The sequence below is a fragment of the Staphylococcus sp. AtDRG32 genome (assembly GCF_004365845.1).
GTDB classification, from domain to species: domain Bacteria; phylum Bacillota; class Bacilli; order Staphylococcales; family Staphylococcaceae; genus Staphylococcus; species Staphylococcus hominis.
Map to the genome: position 1 here is coordinate 395,493 of NZ_SODE01000001.1, position 12,535 is coordinate 408,027.

Genomic DNA, 12,535 nt, shown 5'->3' on the forward strand with positions numbered 1-12,535 from the left:
ACTCACACCTCTTCATTCTCAAAATCTATTAAAACTTGTCTTGGTTTACTGCCTTTTTGTGGACCAATAACATTATTTCTCTCTAAATCGTCCATTAATCTTGAAGCACGATTATATCCAATTCTGAATTGTCTTTGTAAAAGCGACGTACTTGCTTTTTGTTTCTCAATTACAAAAGCGTATGCGTCATCATATAGTGTATCTTCACTTTTCATTTCTGATTTTTCTACAGGGGCGTCAGGTTCCATTTCTTTTACGTAATTTGCTTTTTGTTGTTCAACTACATAATTTACAACTTCTTGTACTTCTTGATCACTTAAAAATGCACCTTGAACACGTGTCTGTGTAGATTCACCATTACCAACATAAAGCATGTCACCTTTACCTAATAATTTCTCTGCTCCTCCAGAGCCTATGATTGTTCTAGAATCTGTTTGTGAACTTACAGCAAATGCAATCCTTGAAGGAATATTATTTTTAATAATACCCGTGATAACATCTACAGAAGGACGTTGTGTTGCTACAATTAAATGTATGCCCGCTGCACGAGCCATTTGTGTAATACGCTGTATTGCATTTTCAACTTCTTTTCCTGCTACCATCATTAAATCTGCTAATTCATCAACAATGACAACGATATAAGGAAGTTCTGATTGCTTTTCATCAAGTTCTTCATTTTGACGTCTTATAAATTGATTGTATCCTTCAATGTTTCTAGTAGACGAATGTTGAAATAAATCGTAACGACGTTCCATTTCAGCAACAATTTTCTCTAATGCCTGTGATGCTTTATGAGGATTTGTTACTACAGGTATTAATAAATGTGGAACTCCATTATATACATTTAATTCTACCATTTTAGGATCAATTAACATTAATTTTACCTCGTGTGGCTTAGCATTTAATAAAATGCTCGTAATAATACCGTTAATACATACTGACTTACCACTACCTGTAGAACCAGCCACTAATAAGTGAGGTGTTTCATTCAATTCAATAGTCATTGGTTCTCCGGAAATGTCTCGTCCTAAACCGACTTCTAATTTATTTTTTGCTGGAAACTTAGATTCTAAAACTTCTTTTAGCGTAACTAAAGAAATTTTATCATTTGGAACCTCAATACCTACAGCTGAACGTCCAGGTATAGGCGCTTCAATACGAATGTCTTTCGCAGCAAGTGCTAAAGCTATATCATTATGTAAATTAACGATTTTATTTACTTTAACACCTTGAGCGGGTTGAACTTCATATTGAGTGACAGCCGGTCCAATTTTAATTTGAGTCACTTTAGCATTAACTCCAAAATTTTTCATGGTTGATTCTAATATTTGACCTTTACGTTGTACTTCAGCTCTTGAAGTTGTCGTTTGTTTTGTTGGCTGTTTAAGTAATGATAAAGGAGGAATGTGATAGGCTACATTGCCAACTTCTCCCGCTTCTATGATTGAACTATTATTCGTATCGTTATCATTAGAGACGTGTTTTATTTTATCTTTTTTCATAGAATTTGATGAAGATACATGAGTAGGTTCTTTATCTTGATGGTCTATGTCAAATTGACGTTTTTTACGTTTAGGTCGTACTTTTTCTTCTTCCGTTGCTGCATGATGACTATATATAGGAATATCTTTATGTTGTTGTTTCACTTCTGGGAAATCACTCACATCTTTAATGACTTCATCTTTCCTTTGTTGTTCTTCTAATTCTCTTTGATGTGCCAATGCTTGACGCTGTTCTTCTTTTTCACGTAATCGTTCTTCTCTTCTAATTTTATTTGCTTCTCTTTTTTCTTTTAGAGTAGATGAAGCACTCTGAGTAGAACGTTTAAAATAATCAATTGTGCTTCTCGCCACATCTCTATGATGTAATTTTAGTAATAGGATAAAACTTGATATCAGTAAAATCAAAGTCACAATGATAATCCCAGCAATAGAGATTAAAGGTACAAATAATTTTAATAAATAAAAACCTATAATACCTCCACCGAAATTTGGAAAATGAGTATGTTCATAAGATTTATAGACGTAAGACAATACCGGTTCTCTTTTCGCAACTTCTCCTTTAGAAAAATAATAAATGAGTTGAGAAACAATCAGTAATACAAATTGTAATAAAATGAGACCGAACGTACGACGAGTTTTTGGAAAATGTCTTTGCATTGCAATATAAATCGTAATTAAACTTACTAAAATATATGTAAGGTAACGACTTGCGCCAAATAAATAATTGAAAAAGCTATCAATCATTCTACCAACAAGCCCTAATTGAAATATTCCTAAAATAGATATAACCACAATTATAATAGTAATAATATACCTTATAGAACTATCTGTTTTTTGTTGCTTTTTCTTTTTAGATTGGCGTGCTTTCGTTTTCGTCTTTGAATTGGTTTTTCTAGTCGTTGTTTTTTTCTTAGTTCGTGGCAAATGTTACACCTTCTTTTATTTTTAATTATAATAATGACATTTTCAAAAATATAAAAAAATGTAAGTTATGTTTTAGAGTTAAAAGTATGAAAGAGGTTGAGACAATATATATCACATAGACTCTTAAGCCCATTTTAAAATCATTAAAAATAAATGAGTCAAATCATCTTTTAAATTTATAGAGTTCACTATAAAAGTTAGGGTAAATGTCTTATCTTTTATATACTTTCAATTTAATACATCAATGAATCTATAAATAAGAATGATAAACGTTTATATTTTTAATTATTTTATAAAAGTGATATTGTCCCGACCTCTTTATTAAATGTATGTCTCTTAAATTTCAGAAATAACTGGAATAATCATTGGGCGACGTTTTGTACTTTCAAATAAAAGCTTGCTAATTTGGTCGCGCATATTTTGTTTAATTTCAGACCACTCAATGCGTTTTTCTTGTAGTCCAGCTTCCACAATTTCTCGAACTTTATCTTCCGCTTCTTTCATTAATTCTTCACTTTCACGTACGTAAACGAATCCGCGTGATTGAATTTCAGGTCCAGCAGCTATACGTCTATTTTTAGGGTCTAATGTTACTACTGCAATAAAGATACCATCTTCTGCAAGAAGATGACGATCTCTTAACACAATATTTCCAACGTCTCCTACACCTATACCATCGATAAGAATATTACCTGAATTTACTTTTTCATTTAATACCATGTGTGAGCCATCAAAATGAATCACATCACCTTTTTCGACAAGGAAAATCTTTTCAGGTGCAACACCTGCTTCATTTGCTAATTTTGCATGAGCAATTTGCATTTTAAATTCACCTTGAACAGGAATAAAGTATTCAGGTTTCATAATATTAATCATCATTTTTAATTCTTCCATACAACCATGACTAGAGGCATGAATTTTTTTATTATTTGGAATAATATGTGCACCTGCTCGAACAAGTTCATTTAACGTATTGGCTATAATAACTTCCATATTTGCTGAAGCAGTGATGGCTAAGTAAACTGAATCGCCCTCTTCAATATTTAAAATTTTATGTTTATGTTGGGCCATTTGACTTAACGCTTCAATAGGTTCGCCTTCCATACCTGTTGCTATAATAACGACTTCATTTTTAGGATAATTTTCAACTTCATTGATTGGAAGCAATAAATCTTTAGGAATATCAAAATATCCCATTTTTCGTGCAGTATTAAATGAACTTTCAAGAGATTTTCCTAAGAAAGATACTTTACGATTTAATTTACTAGCAACATTTAATACTTGTTGAATTCTAATAAAATTCGATGCATAGCATGAAACAATTAAGCGTCCTTTTACTTTAGCAAATGCATCATAAATATGCGATTCTATGACATTTTCTGGAGTATTATAACCAGGTTTTTCTGCTTCAGTTGAATCACTAATCAAAGCAAAAACACCTTCTTCTCCGATTTCAGCCATGCGTTTCATATCAGGAGCATAATGCCCTTGTAAACTTTGGTCAAATTTAAATTCACCTGTATATACAATTGAACCGTATGAAGTATGAATACAGATACCTAAACTATCTGGAATACTATGTGATGTATTAAAGAAAGTAATATTGACGTTTTTAAATCTCATCACTGAATCATGATTCACAGTATAATATCGTACTTTTTTCTTTATATTTCTTTTTTTGATACTTTCTTTAACTAAAGCTAAAGTAAGTTTTGATCCATAAATTGGTGCATCAACTTGCTCTAAAATATAACTCACTGCACCAATTGCATGTTCATGGCCATGGCTTAAAAATATCCCTTTTAATTTATCTTTGTTTTCTACTACATATTGGATGTCAGGAATAACAATATCTACTCCTAACATCTCATCTTCAGGAAACATTAATCCCGCATCTAACATAAACATCTCATCGTCTACTTCGACGATATACATATTTTTAGCGATTTCGCCTACGCCCCCAAGTGGAATAATGCGAATATCGTCATTCTTTTTCTTTACTAAACTCAAAATGTTACCTCCTATAATTAATTCCCGTCCATATAAACTCATAATTTATTATAATTTAATTTACGAAGGATGTACACTATTAAAGTGTGTTGTAACTAAGGAGTAAAAGACCTTTAATAAAAAATATATACTTTCATAAAACCATTCTTTATATATATAAAGAAGGTTAGGACTTCATTTTGTCCTAACCTTAACTTCATCCATTTATTCATCTAAAACTTTATGAGACGCATTTACACGGCCTTGTTTATCAATTTCTGTAATTTTAACTTCAATCGTATCACCGATTTTTAAAACGTCTTCAACTTTATTTATTCTATCTTTAGAAATTTGAGAAATGTGTAATAAAGCATCTTTACCTGGGAATAATTCTACAAAAGCACCATATTTTTCAATACGCTTAACTTTTGCATGATATACTTGACCCACTTCAGCTTCGCGTGTAATTTCATTAATAATTTCTCGAGCTCTATTTATCATTTCTTGATCAACAGCGCCAATAAAGATAGTACCATCTTGTTCAATATCTAACTTAACGCCAGTTTCGTCAATAATTTCATTAATTTTTTTACCACCCGGACCAATGACATCACGAATTTTTTCAGGTTTGATATGCATAATTTCTACCTTAGGTGCATATGCACTTAATTCACTACGTGGTTGATCGATTGTTTGTAACATATGATCCATAATAGCTAAACGACCTTGACGAGCTTGTTCAAGAGCTTCTTCAATCACTTCACGTGTTAAACCATCAATTTTGATATCCATTTGAATCGCAGTAATACCCTCTTTAGTTCCAGCAACTTTGAAGTCCATATCACCTAAGGCATCTTCCATACCTTGAATATCAGTTAAAATTGTATAACTGTCTTCACGAGTGACAAGACCCATAGCAATACCGGCTACTGGAGCTTTAATAGGTACACCAGCATCCATTAACGCTAATGTTGATCCACAAATTGAAGCTTGTGAAGATGAGCCATTTGACTCTAATACTTCACTCACAATACGAATTGTGTAAGGAAACTCTGTAGTGTCAGGAATGATATATCTAAGTGCTCTTTCACCTAGTGCACCGTGACCAATTTCACGACGACCTGGCGCTCTTACTGGACCCGTTTCACCTACTGAGAAATTAGGAAAATTATAGTGGTGCATAAAACGTTTTTCAATTTCAGGTCCTAATCCATCAATAAGTTGATAGTCTCCTAATGCTCCTAAAGTAAGTACAGATAATGCTTGAGTTTGTCCACGGGTAAACAATCCAGAACCATGTGCACGTGGTAATAAACCAACTTCTGATTCAAGCGGACGAATTTCATCTGGTTTACGTCCATCAGGTCTAATTTTTTCATCTGCAATTAATCGACGAACTTCTTCTTTTACTAAATCATTTAAGATTGCATATACTTCATCGATAAGCAACTCATTTTCTGGGTCCGCTTCGTCTACAAATTCAGTAGCGATTTCTGCTTTAAGTGCATCTAAATTTTCATCACGTTGTTGTTTGTCAAATGTTAATACAGTTTCTTTTAATCCTTTTTCTTCCGTTAAAGATTTTACTCGTTGTACTAATTCTTCATCACGTTCAACGGGAATAAATTCTTTTTTTACAGGTTGAATATGCTCAACAACTTCTTCTTGGAAAGCAACTAAGCGTTTTATCTCTTCATGACCAAAGAAAATCGCTTCAAGCATTTCTTGTTCTGTAATTTCACTCGCACCTGCTTCAACCATATTTACAGCATCTTTATGACCAGCAACTTCTAAATCTAAACGAGATACTTCTTTTTGTTCAAGTGTTGGATTAATCACGTATGTTCCATCAATATATCCTACATTAACACCGGCAATTGGTCCTTGGAATGGAATATCAGACACGCTCAATGCCATTGACGATCCAATCATTGCTGCCATTTCTGGGGAGCAGTCTGGGTCCGCACTTAATACAGTATTCATAATTTGAACGTCATGTCGATAACCTTTAGGGAATAATGGTCTAATTGGTCTATCAATTAAACGTGCAGTAAGTGTCGCTTCATCTCCAGGACGACCTTCGCGTTTTTTAAATCCACCTGGAATTTTACCAGCCGCATACATTTTTTCTTCATAGTTAACTGTTAAGGGGAAAAAATCACCATCACGTGGCTCTTTAGAAGCAACTGCTGTAGATAATACAACAGTATCACCATAACGTACTAAAACTGCACCATTAGCTTGTTTCGCTAATTGACCTGTCTCAATCGTTAACGATCTTCCAGCCCATTCGGTTTTGAACACTTTCTTTTCTTGAGACATTATGAATCTCCTCTCTGAAATCTAATACTTACATCATATCATTTATTTATATATTTTTATATTAGTGTTTATGATAAAAATACAAAAAAGGAAAGTACCAATCTAAATGGTGCTTTCCCTTCAATATATTTAAAATTAACGACGAATACCTAATGATTTAATTAATTCACGGTAACGTTGAATATCTTTACTACGTAAGTAGTTTAATAAATGTCTACGACGACCAACCATTTTTAATAATCCACGGCGTGAATGGTGATCTTTTTTGTGTTCACGTAAGTGTTCATTTAATGCAGTGATTTCTGCAGTTAAAACAGCGATTTGTACTTCTGGTGAACCAGTATCTGTTTCGTGTACACGATATTCTTTAATAATTTCATTTTTACGTTCTTGAGTAATAGCCATAATTAAATTCCTCCTAATTTTTGTTTACACCTTAATCTGAGCAAGGCGTCGGAGTTTCAACCTGCCAAGATAAAGGATTCAATAGTAATAAGTTTTTCAAAAACTCAACTTTAAATATTATACGATACATCATCACCAAAATCAACTGCTAAAAGATATTTTGCACGTTCTTTATCATCATTCATTTGACTGACTAAAGCATCTATACCATCAAATTTTACCTCTGGTCTTAAATAATGGTGCCAATATACGATTACACGTTCTCCATAAATATTTTCTTCAAAATCAAAAATATTCACCTCTATCACCACTTCTGCTTTAGATGGATCGTGGAATGTCGGCTTAACACCTACGTTAGCTACCCCACGATATATTTTGTGTTCGGCACCTATTTCAATACTTACCGCATATACCCCTTTTTTAGGAAGTACATAATCATCGCTAGGTTGGACATTAGCTGTTGGAAAACCGATTGTTCGACCTCTTTTTTCTCCTTGAACAACTGTACCTTTAATTCGATATAAATAACCTAATTCATCATTAGCTTTTTGTAGATTGCCTTCATGTAACGCTTGTCTAATTGATGTTGTTGAAATTTTTTCAGAATCTAAATCTAATTTACCGACTATTGTAGTATTAAATTCATCTATTTCATTTAACACGGCCATATTTCCTTTACCAAATTTACCAAATGTAAAATCAAATCCTGCAACAACTTCTTTAACATGATTATTAATAATATAGTCTTTGATAAACTCTTCAGCTGTGACGTTAGCAAAACGTGATGAGAAATTGATAACAATACAATAATCAATATCATGCTGTTCTATCATTTCTAATTTATCAGATAGTGGCGTTAAGTAATCTGTACGTTTACGTTCAGGATTTAATACTACTGATGGATGCGGATCAAATGTTGTTACTGCCTTTTTTAAATTTTTTTCTTTTGCACGTATATCTAATGCTTCAAATACTTTACTGTGACCACGATGCATACCGTCAAAAAAACCAAATGCCATTGCAACATCTTCTTTTATGAGTTGTTCATTTTGTATTGGATGTGTTATTTCTATCACTTTCATATCAATCAAAGGCTCCTTTAATTAAATACTTTTTTAGGCTTTATTTCGTTAATTTTGTCAGGATGATGTTCATAAATGGCTAATGCTTTTTCACTTATCTTATCAATAAACACAAATTGCTTTTCTAATGATAGAGTAAAATCTTTTTTTAGGAGTTTTTGACCATTTAAGATTCTATACTTTAAAGTGTCATCATCAATGACTACATGTTGTAAACTTTTCAAACCATATTCTATAGGAAATAGATAATGTTGTAATGTTTCATGCTCATGTAATTCAGAAATTTTTTCAAGTGATAAACTCTCATTTATATTAAATCCACCCGAATTTATACGAGTTAACAACGACATATGAGCAGGATAACCTAAAGCTTTGCCAATATCTGTTGCTAACGTTCTGATATAGGTACCTTTTCCACACGTTACTTTTATATCAAAATGACATGTTTGTTCTATAAATGTTAAATCAGATATTCGTTCAATTTCATCAATTTTAACTTGTCGTTTTGGCCGTTCAATAGTTTCTCCTTTTCTAGCATATTCATATAATTTTTTTCCATTTACTTTTACAGAGGAATACATTGGAGGAAGCTGCTCTATTACTCCTTTAAATTCTTCTAAAACACAATCAACTTCTATAGAAGTAATCGTATTCGCCGCTATATTTACTTTTTCTATTACTTCTCCAGTTTGATCTTCAGTTGTCGTACTTTCACCTAATGTAATGGTTGCTTGATAAGATTTCCCCATATCCATGACATAGTCGCTCACTCTTGTTGCTGTCCCTATACAGATAGGTAGTACACCTGAAACTTCAGGATCTAATGTTCCAGTATGACCTATCTTTTTAGTTTTTAAGATTTTTCTAAGTTTAAATACAACATCATGACTGGTTAAACCACGCTCTTTATACACTGGTAATATACCGTTGTACATTTTTTCACACCCTTTAGTTTATTATGTCTCACTATGTATTATTAAATCATCTAATGTCTTATCCATGTTTTATCAGTATTAATCATATAAAAAGGAGTAGGACTGAATTCATGTAAATGTTATCGTCCTACCCCCATTATATGTTACATCTAAATTTCTTTTTCTGAAGTTATTTGATTGAATGTCACTGATTAATAACAATGATAAAGTATTATTTATCTTGTTTGTGTAAATCTTGAATCATTTTTTCAATTTTATTACCGTATTCAATTGATTCATCATATTCAAAGAATAACTCTGGTACTATACGTAATCTCATTCTTGAACCTAGCTCAGATTTAATGAATCCTTTTGCTTTATCTAAAGCTTTAAACGTATCATTAACTTCCTTTTTATTGCCAAGCACTGTTAAAAAAACTTTGGCTTGTGATAAATCATTTGTTAATTCAACGTCAGTAATAGTAATAAATCCTACTCTTGGATCTTTAACTTTATTATTAATGATATCCATAACTTCTTTTTTCATTTGTTCGCCAACACGTTCAGCTCTCATATTACTCATGGATATGTCACCTCTTTATTATTTAACATATATTTAGAAAAGAAGGCTAAAGTGGCTACCTATATCATATACACTTCAGCTCTTTACAAATGAGTTATCTTTCAATTTCTACCATTTCGAATGCTTCAATAATGTCACCTTCTTTAATGTCATTAAAGTTTGCAATTGTAATACCACATTCGTAACCTTGTGATACTTCTTTAGCGTCATCTTTAAAACGTTTTAACGTATCAAGTTCACCTTCGAATTGAACGATACCATCACGAATGACACGTACGCCTGCGTTACGAGTGATTTTACCTTCAGTTACGTAACTACCGGCAATTGTTCCAACTTTTGAAACTTTGAATGTTTGACGTACTTCAGCTTGTCCGATAACTTGTTCTTCAAATTCAGGATCTAATAAACCTTTCATCGCTGATTCAATTTCTTCTATAACATTATAGATGACTCTATGAAGACGCATATCAACATTTTCAGCTTCTGCTGCACGTTTCGCACCTGCATCAGGACGTACGTTAAATCCAACAATAATACCATTTGAGGCATTAGCTAATGTAACATCTGATTCATTGATTGCCCCTACAGCTGTATGAATAATACGAACATTTACGCCTTCAACATCAATTTTCATAAGAGATGCAGCTAAAGCTTCTACAGAACCTTGTACATCGCCTTTAATAATGACATTAAGATCTTTCATTTCGCCTTGTTTCATTTGTTCGAATAAATTGTCTAATGAAACATTTTTGCTTTCTTGACGTTGTTGAATCACATTTGCTTCATGACGAGCTTCACCAATACGACGCGCTTGTTTTTCATCTTTGAAAATAACGAAGCGGTCACCTGCTTGAGGTACATCGTTAATACCAGTAATTTCAACCGGTGTAGAAGGCCCAGCTGTTTTGATTCTTTGACCCAAATCATTTACCATAGCTCTTACGCGACCATACGTATTACCAACTACAATTGAATCACCTACATGCAACGTACCATTTTGAACTAATAATGACGCAGCTGGTCCACGTGATTTATCTAATTCTGCTTCAATAACAGTACCTACTGCTTGCTTATCAGGATTAGCTTTTAATTCTTGTACTTCGGCAACTAAACCAATCATTTCTAATAAGTCATCAATACCATCACCATTTAATGCTGAAAGTGGTACAAAGATTGTGTCGCCACCCCAATCTTCTGGAATTAAACCATATTCAGTTAACTCTTGCATCACTCGGTCTGGATTTGCAGTTGGTTTATCAACTTTGTTGACCGCAACAATTGTTGGTACATCCGCTTCTTTAGCATGGTTAATTGCTTCAATTGTTTGAGGCATAACGCCATCATCTGCTGCTACTACTAAAATAGTGATATCTGTTACTTGAGCACCACGTGCACGCATTGTTGTGAAAGCTGCATGTCCAGGTGTATCTAAGAAAGTAATTTTTTTACCATTATTTTCAATTTGATATGCGCCAATGTGTTGTGTGATACCGCCTGCTTCTCCTGCTGTTACTTTAGTATTTCTAATTGAGTCTAGTAATGTTGTTTTACCATGGTCAACGTGTCCCATAATTGTTACAACTGCTGGTCGTTCAATTGCATCTGGGTCGTCTTCTTCATCATCAAAATAAGTTGTTAGGTCTTCTTCATTAACAACAACTTCTTTTTCAATTTCAACACCATAATCATCTGCGATAAGTTCTAATGTTTCTTCATCTAATGATTGGTTAATGTTAGCAACAATACCTAATAAAAATAATTTTTTAATAATGTCAGATGATTCGATATTTAATTTATCAGCAAGTTCTCCTACTGTAATACCTTCCTCGTACGTGATTTTTGAAGGCATTTCTTTGGGTTCAGCAGCAGGTTTGTTATTCTTACCTTTTTTATTATTTTTGTTGTTTTTATTGTTTTTGCTATTTTTATTGTTTTTTTTCTTTGAATTAGATTTGTTTTGATTATTATCTTTTTTATTTTGCTGTTTTTGGTGATTATTTTGAGTGTTTTGTTTTTTATTTTCTTCATTTTTTGATGATTTGAACTTTTTATTAAGCATCTTAATTTGGTCATCTTCTAATGCTTGCATGTGATTGGATACTTCAACGTCCATTTTCTTTAACTCATCTATAATCTCTTTACTTTTAACATTTACTTCTTTCGCATATTCGTAAATTCTCTTTTTACTCATATAATCACTCCTTACAATATTCATCAATCATCGACATAAGTTTTTTGGCAAAACCTGAATCTGTTACGCCAACATTTACACGTTCTTCTTTGCCTAATGATTGTCCTAATTCTACTCTCGTACCGAAAACTCTAAATGGAACATGATATGTGTCACATTTATTCTTTATATTCTTTTTAGCGTTATCTGAAGCATCAGTAGATAAAATCACAAGCTTAATATTACGTTTTTTTATTTCTGATATGAGTACTGATTCTCCAACTTTAACTTTTCTAGCTCTCATCGCTAAGCCTAAAAAATTAAATATCTGTTCTTTTGTCATTTAGGAATCTCTTCTCTATAAATTAATCGAATTACTTCTTTATATACAGGATCTAATTTTTCAGGACTTTCATTAAAATATTTCTCGAGTACACCATTTTTTTGAGCATCTTCTACGCTTTTAACATCTTTTGAAACATATGCACCTCTACCTTGTTGTTTTCCAGTACCATCAGCGAAAATTTCGCCTTCTTTATTAATTACTACTCGAATCATGTCTTTTTTAGGACGCATTTCATTCGTGATGATGCATTTGCGCATTGGAATTTTCTTCTTCTTCATTTACTACTCACCCCACATGC

At 32.6% G+C, this 12,535-nt stretch carries 10 protein-coding genes; all 10 read right to left on the reverse strand.

Annotation, left to right across the window (positions count from 1 at the left end; all coding sequences use genetic code 11):
* Nucleotides 1-2: 2 nt before the first annotated feature.
* The 10 genes from BDW25_RS01935 to rnpM all read right to left on the reverse strand — a co-directional run bounded on the left by BDW25_RS01935 (nt 3) and on the right by rnpM (nt 12,515).
* Complete coding sequence (locus BDW25_RS01935) at nt 3-2,321, reverse strand: DNA translocase FtsK (protein ID WP_481864896.1); 2,319 nt, start codon at nt 2,319-2,321, stop codon at nt 3-5.
* Nucleotides 2,322-2,762: 441 nt separating this feature from the next.
* Nucleotides 2,763-4,436, reverse strand: coding sequence for a ribonuclease J2 (rnjB, locus tag BDW25_RS01940; RefSeq protein WP_002488688.1), 1,674 nt, complete (start codon nt 4,434-4,436; stop codon nt 2,763-2,765).
* Nucleotides 4,437-4,640: 204 nt separating this feature from the next.
* Nucleotides 4,641-6,737, reverse strand: a complete 2,097-nt coding sequence (gene pnp, locus BDW25_RS01945; RefSeq protein ID WP_002448862.1) for a polyribonucleotide nucleotidyltransferase — start codon at nt 6,735-6,737, stop codon at nt 4,641-4,643.
* A 135-nt stretch (nt 6,738-6,872) separates the two neighbouring features.
* Nucleotides 6,873-7,142: a 30S ribosomal protein S15 gene (gene rpsO / locus BDW25_RS01950; RefSeq protein WP_002448819.1), complete on the reverse strand. Its 270-nt coding sequence runs from the start codon at nt 7,140-7,142 to the stop codon at nt 6,873-6,875.
* A 110-nt stretch (nt 7,143-7,252) separates the two neighbouring features.
* Nucleotides 7,253-8,224 (reverse strand): riboflavin biosynthesis protein RibF, encoded by a 972-nt coding sequence (gene ribF, locus BDW25_RS01955; protein WP_002448787.1) that lies wholly within the window; start codon nt 8,222-8,224, stop codon nt 7,253-7,255.
* A 17-nt stretch (nt 8,225-8,241) separates the two neighbouring features.
* Nucleotides 8,242-9,159 (reverse strand): tRNA pseudouridine(55) synthase TruB, encoded by a 918-nt coding sequence (truB, locus tag BDW25_RS01960; RefSeq protein WP_002448855.1) that lies wholly within the window; start codon nt 9,157-9,159, stop codon nt 8,242-8,244.
* A gap of 211 nt (nt 9,160-9,370) precedes the next feature.
* A complete protein-coding gene (gene rbfA, locus BDW25_RS01965; protein ID WP_002448740.1) occupies nt 9,371-9,721 on the reverse strand; it encodes a 30S ribosome-binding factor RbfA in 351 nt (116 codons plus the stop codon).
* 94 nt (nt 9,722-9,815) lie between these two features.
* Entirely contained in the window at nt 9,816-11,912 is a 2,097-nt protein-coding gene (gene infB / locus BDW25_RS01970; RefSeq protein ID WP_002488708.1) for a translation initiation factor IF-2, read from the reverse strand.
* 4 nt (nt 11,913-11,916) lie between these two features.
* Nucleotides 11,917-12,234, reverse strand: a complete 318-nt coding sequence (locus BDW25_RS01975) for a YlxQ family RNA-binding protein (RefSeq protein ID WP_002448860.1) — start codon at nt 12,232-12,234, stop codon at nt 11,917-11,919.
* Entirely contained in the window at nt 12,231-12,515 is a 285-nt protein-coding gene (rnpM, locus tag BDW25_RS01980) for an RNase P modulator RnpM (RefSeq protein ID WP_002448835.1), read from the reverse strand. Before rnpM ends, BDW25_RS01975 begins: the two co-directional genes overlap by 4 nt.
* Between the last annotated feature and the right edge of the window lie 20 nt (nt 12,516-12,535).

Coding starts and splice junctions, on each gene's coding strand:
- pnp (WP_002448862.1), bottom strand. CDS start 6,737: ATGTCTCAAGAAAAGAAAGTGTTCAAAACCGAATGGGCTGGAAGATCG.
- rpsO (WP_002448819.1), bottom strand. CDS start 7,142: ATGGCTATTACTCAAGAACGTAAAAATGAAATTATTAAAGAATATCGT.
- ribF (WP_002448787.1), bottom strand. CDS start 8,224: ATGAAAGTGATAGAAATAACACATCCAATACAAAATGAACAACTCATA.
- truB (WP_002448855.1), bottom strand. CDS start 9,159: ATGTACAACGGTATATTACCAGTGTATAAAGAGCGTGGTTTAACCAGT.
- rbfA (WP_002448740.1), bottom strand. CDS start 9,721: ATGAGTAATATGAGAGCTGAACGTGTTGGCGAACAAATGAAAAAAGAA.
- infB (WP_002488708.1), bottom strand. CDS start 11,912: ATGAGTAAAAAGAGAATTTACGAATATGCGAAAGAAGTAAATGTTAAA.
- BDW25_RS01975 (WP_002448860.1), bottom strand. CDS start 12,234: ATGACAAAAGAACAGATATTTAATTTTTTAGGCTTAGCGATGAGAGCT.
- rnpM (WP_002448835.1), bottom strand. CDS start 12,515: ATGAAGAAGAAGAAAATTCCAATGCGCAAATGCATCATCACGAATGAA.